Source organism: Erwinia sp. AK-PDG3-5, from assembly GCF_056821705.1.
In genome coordinates, this window is sequence record NZ_CM165967.1 from 272,595 (window position 1) to 287,737 (window position 15,143).

Below are 15,143 nucleotides of genomic sequence, written 5' to 3' on the forward strand. Positions count from 1 at the left end.
CCATGAACGATGAACTGCACCGACCGGACCCGGATTCCCTGCTGCTGCAGGCGACGGAAAGCGGGCGCGGCAAGCTGAAAATCTACTTCGGTGCCTGTGCCGGGGTAGGCAAAACCTGGGCGATGCTGCAGGAAGCGCGTCGCCTGCGGGCGCAGGGGCTGGAGGTGCTGGTCGGCGTGGTGGAAACCCATGGGCGTGAGGAGACGGCGGCGCTGCTGGACGGCCTGACGGTTCTGCCGCGCAAGGCGACCGGACAAAACCGCCATCCGGAATTCGATCTGGATGCGGCACTGGCGCGTCATCCGGCGGTGATCCTGATGGACGAACTGGCGCACACCAATGCGCCAGGCTCCCGGCATCCTAAACGCTGGCAGGATATTGAAGAGCTGCTGGACGCCGGGATGGACGTGATGACCACCGTCAACGTTCAGCATCTGGAAAGCCTGAATGACGTGGTCGGCGGCGTGACCGGGATCCGCGTGCGGGAAACCGTGCCGGATCCCTTTTTCGATGCGGCCGACGAAGTGGTGCTGGTGGATTTGCCGGCCGACGATTTACGCCAGCGGCTGAAAGAGGGCAAGGTCTATATTGGCGACCGGGCCGAACGCGCCATTGAGAACTTCTTTCGTAAGGGCAACCTGTTTGCCCTGCGTGAGCTGGCGCTGCGCCGCACCGCCGATCGGGTTGACGATCAGATGCGGGCCTGGCGGGACAGCCAGGGTCGGGAGAAAGTCTGGCATACGCGCGATGCAATCCTGCTGTGCATTGGCGATAACACCGGCAGCGAAAAACTGGTGCGTACCGCAGCCCGACTGGCGGCCCGGCTGGATAGCGTCTGGCACGCGGTCTACGTCGAAACGCCCCGGCTGCACCGGCTTTCTGAAGCCCGACGCCGGGGCATTCTGCGCACCTTACAGCTGGCACAGGATTTAGGGGCGGAAACCGCCACGCTCTCCGATCCCGACGATGCCAACGCGGTGCTGCGTTACGCGCGTGAACATAACCTCGGCAAAATCATCCTCGGTCGCCGGCCAGCCCGCCGCTGGCGGCGCGACAGCTTTGCTGAACGGCTGGGCAAACTCGGCCCGGATCTGGATATGGTGATTGTCGCGCTGGATGAGCCGGTTTCGGCACCGGCCAGCGCGCTGGCTGATAACCGTCCCGGCGGCGACAAATGGCGAAATCCGTTGCGCGGTTGCCTGGCCAGCCTGATTTTATGTTCGCTGGTCACGCTGGCCGGACGCTGGCTGCTGCCGGGCGTCGACTCCGTGAACCTGGTGATGGTTTATCTGCTGGCGGTGGTGGTGGTGGCGCTGCGCTATGGTCGCTGGCCATCTGTCGTTGCCACCGTGCTGAATATTGTCGCCTTTGACCTGGTGTTTGTGATGCCGACCGGCACCATCGCGGTGTCGGATGTGCAGTATCTGGTCACCTTCGGCGTGATGCTGGCGGTGGGGGTGATTGTCGGCAACCTGACGGCGGGCGTTCGCTATCAGGCCCGCGTGGCCCGTTACCGTGAACAGCGCGCGCGGCATCTGTATGAGATGGCGAAGACCCTGAGCCGCGCGCTCAGCCAGCAGGACATTGCGCAGGCGTTACCGCGAAGTCTGGACACCACGTTGCAGGCCCGCAGCGAACTGCTGTTGCCGGACGAGCAGGGCGAACTGGTGGCGGTTGGCGAGTCGCGGCTGAATAACGTACCGGATAACGCCATCGCGCGCTGGAGCTTCGATAAAGGGCAGCCGGCCGGTGCCGGCACCGACACCTTGCCGGGCGTGCCCTGGCAGATCCTGCCGCTGAAAAGCGGCAATGAAACCCTGGGCCTGCTGGTGCTGGAGCCGCTGAATCTGCGTCAGCTGATGATCCCGGAACAGCAGCGGCTGGTGGAAACCTTTACGGTGCTGATTGCCAACGCGCTGGAGCGTATTGCCCTGAGCCAGCGCGAAGCGGTTTCCCGTCTGGCTGCGGAACGCGAGCAGTTGCGCAATGCGCTGCTGTCGGCGTTGTCGCACGATTTGCGCACGCCGCTGACGGTGTTGTTTGGCCAGGCGGAGATCCTGACGCTGGATCTGGCGACGGAAGGCTCAAAACACGCCGTTCAGGCCAGCGAGATGCGCGAGCAAACGCTGAATACTATCCGGCTGGTCAATAATCTGCTGGATATGGCTCGCCTGCAGTCCGGCGGATTTAGCCTGCGTGCCGAGTGGATGGCGCTGGAAGAGTTAATTGGCAGCACGCTGAAGATGATGGCGCCGTCGCTGGGCAACAGGAAAGTGGCGTTGGCGTTACCGGAAGAGATGTTGTTGATCCACGTTGACGGTCCGCTAATGGAGCGGGTGCTGACTAACCTGCTGGAGAACGCGCTGAAATATGCCGGTGACGATGCGCAGATCGGCATTCGCGCCGGAGTGCAGGCGCAGCGACTGGAAATTGAGGTATGGGACAGCGGGCCGGGCATTCCTGGCGGCCAGGAAATGCAGATTTTTGAGAAGTTTTCGCGCGGCAATAAAGAGTCGGCGGTGCCGGGTGTTGGACTGGGACTGGCTATCTGTCAGGCCATCGTCAGCATTCACGAAGGCAAAATTCGCGCCGAGAACCGGGCGGAAGGCGGTGCGCGCTTTATTATCACCCTGCCGGTCAAAGCGCCGCCGGTGATTGAAGAGTACCAGTGAGCAGGCACAAAAAAAGCCGCCCGGAGGCAGCTTCTTCTGGCACGTCCTTATGCACCATTCCTTATTTGTACAGTTCAGCGGTCATATACACGCCGTTATCTGCACGGGCACTGGTGATTTTGTAAGAATCAGCGCCGGATGCTTTCGCCTGAGCTTCGATCTTGGCCTGTGCGCCGTCAAGGGTTGCACCGTGTGCGGAGATGCTCTGGGCAGCGAAGCTACCGAAAGAAACCAGTGACAGGGCGGCAATAGCGGCGACAGACAGCGTTTTGATGGTTTTCATGGTTAAAATCCTTCTTTATGGTTTGCATGTTTTGCAGGTGAAGACCGTGTGCCTTCGATGGGTGTAATAATAACCCTGGTAATTATTAGTCTATTAACAATAAGTGCGGTCTTAATCACACTTTTTCGCAGGGTTAGGTGGTACGGGCGAAAGGCATGTATTAAGTGGTTGAATATAAAGTAAATAAAAAAGCTCCCTGAGGAGCTTTGCTGTTCATTCTGGGCTGCGCCAGCGCACATCCACGCCGTTTTGCCACTTTAAGCCAGACAGCGGGCGATAAATTCGGCCGCTGATCGCGCGCCCTGGGCGGAAATGGTGTGGCCAATGGAAGCATCAAATTGGGTACTGACGGTAATGCCGGCTTCGCGCAGCGCGATGGCGGCGGTTTCCGTTTCGCTATAAGGGATCACGCTGTCTGCCATACCATGGATCAGCATTACCGGCGTATTCACCGCCGGATGATACGGCGTTGGTGAGGCGAGGCGACCGGAAAAAGACACCAGTCCGGCGACGGGCCAGCGGCCAGTAACAATCGCGTCCAGGCCCATAATCGAGCCCTGCGAAAAGCCCACCAGCACCACTTTATCCAGCTGATTTTCCATATGATGTTCGGCCAGGATTGCGCTAAGCTGCCGGTCGAAGGCCTCGCGCGCGGCTTCCACGCGCGCCGGGCGATTATCCGACGTGATGCCGTTCAGGCTGAACCATTGATAGCCCGGCCCATGTTCAAAACGGAAAGGGGCATTGGGGCTGGCAAAGCTCACGCCAGGCAAATCGCCAGACCAGTGTGCGCCAAGGCCGGCCAAATCCTCTCCGTTGCTGCCAACGCCGTGCAGTAAAATTACCAGTCCTGTTGCCATCTTAGCCTCGTTAACTCTGTTGTCGTCGGATGTTGATGTTGCTTTGACCACAAGGCTACACCGGTTTTAGCGGGATTATTATCCCGGAAAAATCGTAAAAACTCTTTCCAGTTTGGAAACAATCCAGTGGACACCCATTATCGGTTTAACTGAGTCGGTTACCGCTTTCAGCATCGAACAGGTGCATTTTTTCACTGTTGATGGCCAGCGCAATAGCCTGTTCCGGCTGGGCATCCACCCGACCTGCGAACTGCACATGTAAGGAAAAGCCCTGCCAGTCAATATGCAGCAGGCTCGACTCGCCGGTCACTTCGATCAGGTTGACGGTGGCGGTTGGCTGAGCTGACGCGGGATCGAGGATGAAATCCTGCGCGCGCACACCCACCAGCACCGGTTTGTTTCCCTGGCGGCTGGCGGCGTCATGCCAGCGCGCAGGCAGGGAAAACCTCAAGCCATGGCACAGCACGCCCGGTTGACCTTGCTGGATGTCCAGCTGGCCCTCAAGCAGGTTCATCGGCGGCGAGCCAATAAAACGGGCCACAAAGGTGTTCACCGGAAAGTCATAAATCTCCAGCGGTTTGCCCTGCTGTACGATAACGCCATCCCGCATCACCACTATCTGGTCAGCCAGCGTCATCGCCTCAACCTGATCGTGAGTGACATACACCATGGTGGTTTTGAATCGCTGATGCAGCGCTTTGATTTCCGCCCGCAGCTCCATGCGCAGCTGGGCATCAAGGTTGGACAGCGGCTCATCAAACAGGAAAACCTGCGGGTTGCGCACCATTGCCCGACCCATTGCCACGCGCTGGCGCTGGCCGCCAGACAGCGCACGGGGAAAGCGGTTTAACAGTTTGCTGATGCCGAGGATCTCCGCCACGCGGGCGATTTTGCTCTCCTGCTCTTCGCGTTTGACCCGCTTGACCTTCATATGGAAGCCGAGGTTTTCCGCCACCGTCAGGTGGGGATAGAGCGCGTAGCTCTGAAACACCATCGCAATGTCGCGATCCGCGGGATCCAGATCGTTGATCTGTTTGGCATCCAGCAGGATCGCCCCTTCTGACAGCGTATCCAGCCCGGCCAGCAACCTGAGCAGCGTGGATTTGCCACAGCCTGACGGGCCGACCAGCACGGTAAAGCTACCGTCCGGAATGGTTAAATCCAGCGGGCTGAGCACCGTTTGTTTACCGTAGCGCTTGGCCACTTTCACCAGTTCAACACGAGCCATAATTCAGCGTTCTCTCCATAAAAGGGCGACGGCTAGCCTTTACTGCCGCCACTGGCCAACCCGTTAACCAGGCTTTTTTGCAGCCAGATGGCGATAAACAACGGCGGAACCGAGGCCAGAATGCCGACGGCGGCAATCAGCCCGTCATCGGTGGCGCGGCCTGCGGTAAAGCCCGCAATGGTCACGGGCAGCGTCTGGGCACTGATATTGCTGGTAAACAGCAAGGCGTAAAAGAATTCATCCCAGGCCAGCAGCCAGCCAAACAGCGCCGAGGCGCCCAGCACCGGTTTCGCCAGCGGCAGCGTGATGCGCAGCAGCACCTGCCAGAAGCGCAGCCCATCCAGACGCGCCGCCTGTTCGATGTCCCTTGGCAGCGCATCAAACTGGTTTTTCAGCATCCAGGTGAGAAACGGCAGGATCAGCGAGCAGTAAACCAGCACCAGGCCAAGATGGGTGTTCAGTAGATTGAGCTGTTGCAGCACGAAATAGAGCGGCAGTACGAAGGCCACCGGCGGCACCATATAAATCGCCAGGCTGCCAAACAACCAGCCGTCACGGCCCGGATAGCGGGAAAAGCTGAATGCCGCCGGGATCGCCAACAGCAGCGAAATCAGCGTTGCGCTGGTGGCCACCAGAATACTGTTGCCCAGCGCGTGCAGGAATAACGCGCCCGGCTGACCGGGTGCCAGCGAGACCAACGCCGCGTAGCGACTGAAGTCCCATTTGCGCGGCAACCACTCCAGCGGAATGCGTGCCAGATCGTTATTCGAGCTGACGCTCATCAGGAACAGCCACAGCATCGGGCCAAGAATGCTGACCGCAACCAGCAGCGCGGCCAGATAACGCAGAACCAGCCGGAGTTTACGCTTCATTGACTACGCTCCTGCGGCGTTGGCGATAGAGCATCACCATATAAAGGGCAATCAGGATGCTACACATCAGCGTCATCAAAATGGCGTAGGCCGCACCGCTGCCGGCACGGAGATAGCTGAACGATTCCTGATAGACGAAGAAGCTGAGGGTTTTGGTGCTGTCGACCGGCCCACCGCGCGTCATCACGTAGATGATGTCGAAGATTTTAAAGGCATCAATGGTGCGCAGGATCAGCGCCACGCTGAGCGGCCCGACAATGGCCGGGAAGGTAATGGCGCGGAAGCGGCGAAAGGCCGACGCGCCATCCAGCCGGGCGGCTTCAAACAGATCGTCCGGGATCGACTGCATTGCGGCCAGCGTCATCAGGGTGACCAGCGGGTAGTTTTTCCAGACGTCCGCCAGCATCACCGCATTCAGCGCGGAATCCGGTGAACCCAGCCAGCTGCGGTAGCCGTCAATAATTCCCAGCTGGGTCAGCAGGGCGTTAATGCTGCCGTAGTCAGGATTGAAATTCAGTCGCCACATCATGGCGTTAACGATGGTCGGCAGCGCCCATGGCAAAATCACCAGCACCCGCAGCACGCTTCGGCCATAAAACTTTTGATTGAGCAGCAGGGCGACCAGCACGCCAATAATGCCTTCCAGCGCCACCGACACCACGGTGAAATAGAGCGTACGCAGGATAGAGGCAAGGAAATCGGGATCGGTGAGGGCATAGAGATAGTTCTCGATACCCACGTAATTGATTTCGCCACCGGTGCCGATCAGCGCGGCGTCGGTAAAGCTGAGCCAGATGGTTCGCAGCAGGGGCCAGGCGGTCAACAGCCCCATCACGATCAGCATGGGTGCCAGTAGCACCCATGCCTGACGCTGCTCACGTTGTGACAAACTGAGCATCGCGACTCCTTAATGCAGACGCTGAGCGCTTTTCGTCACGGCTGCCATACCCGCTTCCGGCGTGACCTGTCCCTGCAATACCTGCTGAAGCTGTTGCTGCAGGGTGTTGGAGAGACGGGAATAATCGGCGGTAATTGGGCGCATCAGCATCACGTCCAGCGCCGGTTTGGCGGCAGCAATTAACGGCTCCTGGCCTTTCTGCACCGCCGGATCGTCATAAGAGGATTTCCAGATTGGCAGGCTCAGACGGGCATATTTATCCTGCACCGGCTGAGACGTCAGGTAGCGAATGTAATCCCAGGACTGATCCGGGTGGCTGCTGGTCTGAGTCACGCCCAGGCCCATCGAGCCATTCATCGCCGCCACCGCACCGGGTTTTTCAGAAGGTGCAGGCACAATGCCGACGTCACCGGCCACTTTGCTCTGTTTCGGATCGTTGGCCATGTTGTACATATAGGTCCAGTTCAGGGCAAACGCCGCATCGCCATTGGAGAACACCTTGCGCACATCCTCTTCCAGATATTCGCGGGAGTTCGGGTTAGTGACCCCTTTATCCAGCGAGGTTTTCATATAATCGACGGCTTTAACCGATCCGGCATCGCTGAAGGTCAGCTTGCCATCTTTATAGAATTGACCACCGAAAGCGGAAACCAGCGTGGTGTAATCACAGACCAGCGCTTCGGCCTGCGACCAGCTCCACACCAGCGGATATTTCACGATGCCTTTCTCTTTCAGGATCTGCGACTGCTCCATCACCTGTGCCCAGGTTTTTGGCGGCTCTTTAATTCCGGCTTTCGCCAGCATCGCTTTATTGTAATAAAGGTATTTGGTATCGAGGATCCACGGCATCCCCCACTGTTTGTTATTCCAGCTGACGGTACTCCAGGCGCCATCAAAGACTTTCGCCTTTTCATCCGGGGTAATTTTACTGGTGATGTCTTTCAGCATATTGAATTTGCTAAATTCAGCGGGCCACATATCGTCAAATAACACCACGTCATAGCCATTGCTGCCCGCACCGCGTGCCGCGACGATTTTATCGTGCAGCGCTTCATAAGGGACAAATTCAAGATTAACGCTGACGTCGGGATGGGCTTTTTCAAAATCAGTGGTCATGGCACGCACGTCGCTTTCGCTGTAGGCGGCCTGAGACATAAATAAGGCATTAATTTGGGTTTTTGCAGAGGCCATCCCGGAGGCGCTGAGTGCCAGCAGGGTGAGGACATAACCGGTCAAACGGGGGGTGAATCGACGCGTCATACAAACTCTCCAGTTTCAGTAAATGAAAAGCGATTGGTCAATCTTTTTTAACAACGGTAAAACGCCTGGCGCCCTTGTAAACTAAAGGTGCCAGGCGATAATTACGAGCACTTTCTTATTTTATTTCTTACAGTTGGCGGGATTCCCCTGGTGCTGGCTGACTCGCCGTTCCTGACGCGCCCGCCGCGCGTCGAGAGATGAATAGGTGATTTAATTTAAGACTGTTAACGAGTGGCCCTGAGCGTCGGCAATATTGCCGCGCCCAACGCACCGGCCGCATCGCCAAGTGCAGAATGCGTAATATGGTTATTTACCGCATAGCCGTCTGCGCGGACCAATGCTGAGTCGAGACCTGACTGATAAAGCGGAAGCAGGGGCGCCGCGCTACCGCTTAATACGGTAATATCCGGGCCATACAGCGTCAGCAGCGTATTTAATCCGCGCCCAACGGTATGACCATATTTATACAGAATGTCGGCGACTTTCGGCCTGGCGGCTTTCATTTCGGTTAATACCGCCGGGGTGCTGCCATTCCAGATCAAATCCGGCAGCTCGCTTTCCAGCGCCTGCTGCAAGGCACTGCGCGAGGCGAGCATCTCCCAACAGCCCTGCAAACCGCAATAACACATCACCGGTTCGGAAGAGACCGGAATATGCCCGGCTTCCGGGTGCTTGCCGTCAACACTGCGCAACGGTTCGCCGTTATCCAGCAGCGCGACGCCAATGCCGGTGCCTAATGTCACCATCAGCATGCGCTGGCTGCCGCGGGCTGCGCCTAAATGGTATTCGCCCAGCGCGGCCACCACCGCATCGTTATCAATGGCCACCGGTATCGCCAGCATTTCGCGTAATTGCGCCACCAGCGGGTAATAGGAAAAGCAGGCCAGCGTGTCGTTATTCTCAATAATTTCAGTGGCGTTATTGACCGGGCCACTGGCGCCGATGCCTAAACTTGCCAGCGAAGAGCCGTTCGGCAACAGGCGGCAAATCTTGTCGACCAGCGCCTTGGCCCGCAGCGTTTGCGGCAGGGTGGTAAACCAGGCCGTCGCCACCGTTTCTGACACCACTTCCCGTTCACCGTCCAGCAACACAATGCGTGTCCCGGTGCCACCCATATCGATACCTGCGCGGAGAGGAAGTGTGTGAGTTGTCATATTTTTTCCGTTATTTTTTTGCCGTAGAGGAATTCACCTGGCACCATACCATTGCCACGGGCAAGCGTAACGGTAAGATGCTGAACCCAGAGCATAGCGCAGAGTAAACGGGTTAACGGCGAGTTGCCTGGCGTGTCCCAGCGCTGACTGCGGGCGTAGGCCACCGGCCCAACGGTAACCACTTCGGTGCCGTTGCTCAGCAAATCCGTGGCCAGCGTTTGCAGCGTCACATCGCTGCCATCGCCAAACAGCACGGCCAGCATGCCCTCACCCGAGGTTTCCATCGGGCCATGTCGGAATTCGCCGCCAATAAAGCCTTCTGCACTCACTTTTGATGCTTCTTTGATAATCAGTGCCCCGGTTAAGGCGGTGGCGGCATCGGCTCCCATGCCGACCATCGCTACGCGCGGTTTAGCATGGCGGAATAAACGGTCGGTCAGCTGCTGTACCGGATCGCGTTGTTCGATGATCCCGGCCACCTGCGGCAGCACGGCGCGGACCTCTGTCAGCAGCGGCTTTTCGTCCTGACTGGTCAGGGCGTACAGCGTACGGTAGCTGGCGACTAAGGTGTTCAGATAGCTTTTGGCACTGACGGTGGCTTCATCACCACTTTTCAGTTCCACCACGATATCCGCCTTTTTTGCCAGCAGGCTGGTGATATCGTTGGTGACGCCAATCAGCGTTTTCGGCGTGGCGACGGCATCCAGCACCGCCACCACTTCGCCACTCATCCCGGATTGTGACGTTATCCATAATAAGGTCCCTGGTGTGACCATTTTCGGCATATCAAGTAAGCGACCTGCATCAATCCGCCACACCGGTAAGCCCTGGGCGATCAGCGCCCGTTCGATCGGGATCAACGCATAATCAGACGATCCCATTCCGGCCAGCACAATGCGATCGTACTGGTTGAGATCCAGTGAATTCAGTGTGCCCGGCAGGGCATAGTCGAGCTGGTCGCCAAGGGCGCTGACCTGCTGCGCTAACTCTTTTTCGTAGTCACTGAAGCACAATGCCGTCATGGGTCTTATTCTCTTAAAGGTAAACATTCCTGATGTGTTTAAACATATATGCACGAATTCGTGCAGTCAAGGCGAAAATTCGTGCAGCCTGATTGTTTTTACCGCGAATAAAGCCCTGTCAGGGTGACAAGTTGCACGTTGTGAGTCAGTATATGCATGATAACGTGCAATTACACAGCAAGGGAGTGAGGGATGACAGCGGCACAGCGCAGAGCGCAAATAGTAGAAATGATTGCTGAACGGGGCTATCTGAATGCCGCAGAGCTGTCGGAGATCTTCGGCGTGGACAGTTCAACCATCCGCCGCGATCTCTCCTTGCTGGCGAAAACCGGCAAGGTGATGCGCACCCACGGCGGCCTGTTGCCGGTTGAAGCCGAGAGCAATAATGATACGCCGTTTACTGAGCGACTGACGATGAACGCCGCGGCCAAAACCGCGATTGCGCAGTACGCCGCCAGCCTGGTGAAAGATGGCCAGTCGTTGATTCTGGATAACGGTTCAACGGTGTATGCGCTGGCGCTGGCATTGAAGGATAAAAAGAATCTGACGGTGGTCACTAACGACATTTTTACCGCGATGGCGCTGGGCAATTTTCCGGGCATTACCGTGCACGTGGCCGGCGGGCTGATGCTGGATCAGGTTTACACCCTGGTCGGGCAGGAAACCGTCGACAAGATCAACAGCATTCACGTTGACTGGGCGTTTCTGGGATCGGAAGGGGTGCATTTCGACAGCGGCATCACCAATATCAACACGGTTGAAATCCCGGTCAAACAGGCGATGATCAAGTCTGCCGAGCAAACGGTGGTCCTGGTCGACAGCTCCAAAATCGGCTATCGCGCGCTGGCACACGTCTGTCCGTTGAGCGATATCAGCCAGATAGTCACCGAAAATTCCCCCACGCTGAAACAGCGCGCGAAGTACGGTTCGCGGTTGGTTGTGGTCGAGCCGCAGGCATAAAAACGCACGTAGTGACGCAGAAGGGGATGAAATTGCACTAAAATCAGTTCTTTTAGCCGTAAAAGTGAGCCTTTAATGTTGTATCGCCGCTTTGAGAAACTGATCGACATCTTCCAGGATGCGCCCGGTGCCACGCCACCCAATAGCGTCTGGGCCTTCTACGTTTACTACCTTCGCCAGGTCTGGCAAAGCTTCGCGATGCTGTTGGTGGTCGGCCTGATTGGCTCGCTGATTGAGGTGGCGCTGTTCCGCTATCTCAGCACCATTATTGATATGGTCAACAGCACGCCGCCGGCCACCTTCTTCAGCGATCATGCGTCGGCACTGGTCTGGATGCTGGTGGTGGCGCTGGTGCTGAGGCCGATCTTTATCGGCTTGCACGACCTGCTGGTGCACCAGACCATCAACCCCGGCATGACCAGTATGATCCGCTGGCAGCATCATAACTACGTGCTGCGCCAGAGCCTGAATTTCTTCCAGAATGACTTCGCCGGACGGATCGCGCAGCGCATTATGCAGACCGGCAACGCGCTGCGGGACTCGGCGGTACAGGCGGTTGATGCCTTGTGGCACGTGCTGATTTACGCCATCACCGCACTGGTGCTGTTTGCCGAAGCCGACTGGCGACTGATGGTGCCGTTGCTGCTGTGGATTGTCGGCTACGTTGTCTGCCTCGCCTACTTTGTGCCGCGGGTGAAATCCCGTTCGGTAGCCTCTTCCGACGCGCGTTCCAAATTAATGGGCACCATCGTGGATGGCTATACCAATATCACTACCCTGAAACTGTTCGCCCACAGCGACCTTGAACGGCAGTATGCCCGCGAGGCGATTGGCGATCAGACCGCTAAAACCCGTGAACAGGGGCGGATGGTGACCAATATGGATGTGGTGGTCACCACGCTGAACGGCCTGTTGATCGTCGGCACCACCGGCCTGGCGCTGTGGCTGTGGACCCAGTCGTTGATTAGCGTCGGGGCGATTGCGCTGGCCACCGGTCTGGTGATCCGCATTGTGAATATGTCCGGCTGGATCATGTGGGTGGTCAACGGCATTTTCGAGAATATCGGCATGGTGCAGGACGGCCTGCAAACCATCGCCCAGCCGCTCAGCGTGATGGATAAACCGAAAGCGCCGACGCTGAAGGTCCATCGCGGCGAAATTCGCTATGACGAGGTGAACTTCAATTACGGCGGGAGTCGTCGGGTGATCGATAACCTGCAGCTGACCATTCGTCCGGGCGAAAAAATCGGGCTGATTGGGCCTTCCGGCGCCGGTAAATCGACGCTGGTGAACCTGCTGCTGCGCCTGTACGATCTGGACGGTGGCCGCATTGTGATTGATGGTCAGGATATCGCCCAGGTCAGTCAGGAAAGTCTGCGGGCGCAGATCGGCATGATCACTCAGGATACCTCGCTGCTGCACCGCTCGATCCGCGACAACCTGCTGTACGGTCGTCCCAACGCCACCGAAGCCGAGCTGGAAAAGGCCATCCATCAGGCAAAAGCGGATGAGTTTATCCCGATGCTGTCCGATCCACAGGGCCGTTACGGGCTGGATGCGCACGTCGGTGAACGCGGCGTTAAGCTCTCTGGCGGCCAGCGACAGCGTATTGCCATCGCCCGCGTGTTGTTGAAAGACGCGCCGATTCTGATCATGGATGAGGCCACCTCCGCGCTGGATTCGGAAGTGGAAGCGGCGATTCAGGAGAGCCTGGAAACGTTGATGGGCGGAAAAACGGTGATTGCCATCGCGCACCGCCTGTCGACCATTGCCAAAATGGACCGTCTGGTGGTGCTGGAGAAAGGACGAATTGCCGAAATGGGCACCCATCAGGAACTGCTGGCGCACGGCGGACTGTATGCACGGCTCTGGGCGCATCAAACCGGCGGCTTTGTCGGCGAGGATTAATATTACGCGGCCCTGGTGAACAGGGCCGCACTCTCCCGGCCTAGCTGGCGGGCTTCAGTTTTTTCAGCTCCAGCGCATAGGCTGTGCCATCCACCATCACCTTCAGATACTTCACATCGGTTCCCACGTCTGCCGTCGCCACATTGGCACTTTTCAGCAGCAGGGCATTGTCATTATTAAAGCCAATACCCACGGCGGCTTTGCCGTGCCAGTGCTGATGAAAACAGTTATCGGCCGCCCCATTTAAGGTGGCCAGCATCGTGGCATCGGTCACCGCGGTGTAGGACTTTTCGAACATAAAACGGATGCCCTTACTGAACCGGCTAAAATCATTGGTCTCAATGATGGCGGTGGTATAGCCGGTATATTTGCCGAGCTTAACGTAAATTTTAATCTTGCCGTTTGAGGAACCGGGCTGGGTCAACACGCGGGTAGCCGGAGAGGAGCCCTGGCCAACCCAGCTGCTGGTAAAAGAGTTGTCGCCGGTTTTCAGAATAAAGATATCCGCGCTGCCCTCAGGCGATCGTTCAGAATAGCCGGTTTGCGTTTCGCCCTGGCTGCTGTAACCACAGCTGGCTAACAGACGGATTTTGGTCTGCACGGTATTTTGCGACGGAGCCAGTTCCCCAAGGTAAAACCAGGTTTCAGCATCCTTACGGTTATCCATCTTGTTGGGCGAGGAGAGGTAGTCGTAGCTGAGCGAACCGTTGATCTCAATACCGTGACTTTCGGTATGCACGTTGCCTTTTTCATAGGCAGAAATGGAAGACCAGGTATCGCCGGTTTCCGAGGTGTCGATGCTGGAACCGGCCTGCATATTGAATTGCGTATTAATAAATCGGGTGTAATGGCATTCAAAGGGATGGGTGCAGGTTTCCAGATTAAAGCCGATAAATGACCAGTCACCATTTGAAAGATTGCCGGGATAATCTGAGTGCTCAATCCAGCCATTCCAGATAAACGATTGGGTGGCGCGTTGCAGATCGATGGCGGGTTTTAAGGTACTCCGTTGAATATTAAAGTTGGATAATTCGATGGCGGTGATATGGTCCCATTTTCCCGAGGGGTTATTTGACCAGGCGCCATAAATAACCGTGTCAGAACAATCACGGGCGTACCACTGATCTATTTTACAATCGAGGGTATCGAGCATACTGAGTCCTTTCCCACCCAAGTTATAAAACATCATATTACTGACGCGAATAAACTGTCCGGCCTGAATAATATTTTTGTAAAAGCCTTTGGTATTGGGTGAAGCGGCCTTACTTTCACCATCAACAATAATACTGGTGATTTCCGTATAGCGGGCATTAACGTTAAACATTACCTCGTCATTCTTTTGGTCTGAAATCAGGGTAGTCGAAGGCGAATAGCCAAAGGTCACCAGATCGCCCGCCAGACGAAATCGGGTCACCTCCTTACTGGCGATATCAAATTTTGACATCAAAAAACGCCCTGCCGGAAACTGAATGCCTATGTTGGGACTGGTGTTTTGTGACCAGTTCCACATCCGCGTCACCGCATCGATACAATCGATTTCACCGCCGGGTACCGCACCAAAAAAAACGACGCTCACTTCGCGGTAGTTCGCCAGATTACGTTTCCACCGTGCTCCTTTGGCACTGACGACATTGATGCCATAGTCTTCTGGCGTTGTTTTGTCGTTAATATCATAAATAAACACGCCACCACCAATTTTGGTTCCGGCCGCGTACTCCATCACCACGGCAATTTGCCCGGCGGTGGTGGGTTCAAGCGCACGTAAAGCATCGATGGTGCCGACAGTGGTAACAGACGTGTTCCCGCCGCTGACGGTGGCCAGCTCCATGACGACTTTGCCAAATTCAATGGCTTTTCCGTCTTTACCCAGTACCGTTAATGTATTGCCATTCGCCTGGTCGTAAATTGAATTTTCTTCACTGGTGTTAGTGGAACTTTTAGACGGCATACGCTGAACCTCTTGTAATTAACGTTAATGACGGGATTCGCTAAGAATTATATGTGAGCGGAAAAAAAAGAGTTTATC

At 56.6% G+C, this 15,143-nt stretch carries 12 protein-coding genes; 3 read left to right on the forward strand and 9 right to left on the reverse strand.

The features are described from left to right. Positions 1–2 precede the first annotated feature (2 nt). On the forward strand, positions 3–2,672 hold the full coding sequence (gene kdpD, locus AC1UKS_RS01200) for a two-component system sensor histidine kinase KdpD (protein ID WP_482435423.1): 2,670 nt from the start codon (positions 3–5) through the stop codon (positions 2,670–2,672). Between the two features lie 61 nt (positions 2,673–2,733). Here kdpD and AC1UKS_RS01205 read toward each other — a convergent pair whose 3' ends face one another. From AC1UKS_RS01205 to AC1UKS_RS01240, 8 genes are all read right to left on the reverse strand, one after another. Beyond that, complete coding sequence (locus AC1UKS_RS01205; RefSeq protein ID WP_013204338.1) at positions 2,734–2,955, reverse strand: YdgH/BhsA/McbA-like domain containing protein; 222 nt, start codon at positions 2,953–2,955, stop codon at positions 2,734–2,736. Positions 2,956–3,212: 257 nt separating this feature from the next. Beyond that, a complete protein-coding gene (locus AC1UKS_RS01210) occupies positions 3,213–3,815 on the reverse strand; it encodes an alpha/beta hydrolase (protein WP_482435425.1) in 603 nt (200 codons plus the stop codon). Between the two features lie 145 nt (positions 3,816–3,960). After that, a complete protein-coding gene (locus tag AC1UKS_RS01215) occupies positions 3,961–5,043 on the reverse strand; it encodes an ABC transporter ATP-binding protein (protein ID WP_482435426.1) in 1,083 nt (360 codons plus the stop codon). A 32-nt stretch (positions 5,044–5,075) separates the two neighbouring features. Further along, positions 5,076–5,915: a carbohydrate ABC transporter permease gene (locus AC1UKS_RS01220; RefSeq protein ID WP_265909224.1), complete on the reverse strand. Its 840-nt coding sequence runs from the start codon at positions 5,913–5,915 to the stop codon at positions 5,076–5,078. Further along, positions 5,905–6,813, reverse strand: coding sequence for a carbohydrate ABC transporter permease (locus AC1UKS_RS01225; protein ID WP_482435428.1), 909 nt, complete (start codon positions 6,811–6,813; stop codon positions 5,905–5,907). Before AC1UKS_RS01225 ends, AC1UKS_RS01220 begins: the two co-directional genes overlap by 11 nt. 9 nt (positions 6,814–6,822) lie before the next feature. Further along, on the reverse strand, positions 6,823–8,073 hold the full coding sequence (locus AC1UKS_RS01230; protein ID WP_053141386.1) for an extracellular solute-binding protein: 1,251 nt from the start codon (positions 8,071–8,073) through the stop codon (positions 6,823–6,825). 224 nt (positions 8,074–8,297) lie between these two features. Next, a complete protein-coding gene (locus tag AC1UKS_RS01235) occupies positions 8,298–9,227 on the reverse strand; it encodes an ROK family protein (RefSeq protein WP_482435429.1) in 930 nt (309 codons plus the stop codon). Next, entirely contained in the window at positions 9,224–10,249 is a 1,026-nt protein-coding gene (locus AC1UKS_RS01240) for an SIS domain-containing protein (RefSeq protein ID WP_482435430.1), read from the reverse strand. The genes AC1UKS_RS01235 and AC1UKS_RS01240 overlap by 4 nt, the downstream gene beginning before the upstream one ends. Positions 10,250–10,441: 192 nt before the next feature. On the opposite strand from AC1UKS_RS01240, the gene AC1UKS_RS01245 reads away from it, so the two are divergent. Both AC1UKS_RS01245 and AC1UKS_RS01250 read left to right on the forward strand, forming a co-directional pair. Then, positions 10,442–11,209: a DeoR/GlpR family DNA-binding transcription regulator gene (locus AC1UKS_RS01245; protein WP_013204330.1), complete on the forward strand. Its 768-nt coding sequence runs from the start codon at positions 10,442–10,444 to the stop codon at positions 11,207–11,209. 75 nt (positions 11,210–11,284) lie between these two features. Continuing rightward, complete coding sequence (locus AC1UKS_RS01250; RefSeq protein ID WP_482435431.1) at positions 11,285–13,117, forward strand: ABC transporter ATP-binding protein; 1,833 nt, start codon at positions 11,285–11,287, stop codon at positions 13,115–13,117. A gap of 40 nt (positions 13,118–13,157) precedes the next feature. Here the strand turns inward: AC1UKS_RS01250 and AC1UKS_RS01255 are convergent, their stop codons facing one another. Further along, entirely contained in the window at positions 13,158–15,065 is a 1,908-nt protein-coding gene (locus AC1UKS_RS01255; RefSeq protein ID WP_482435432.1) for a hypothetical protein, read from the reverse strand. Between the last annotated feature and the right edge of the window lie 78 nt (positions 15,066–15,143).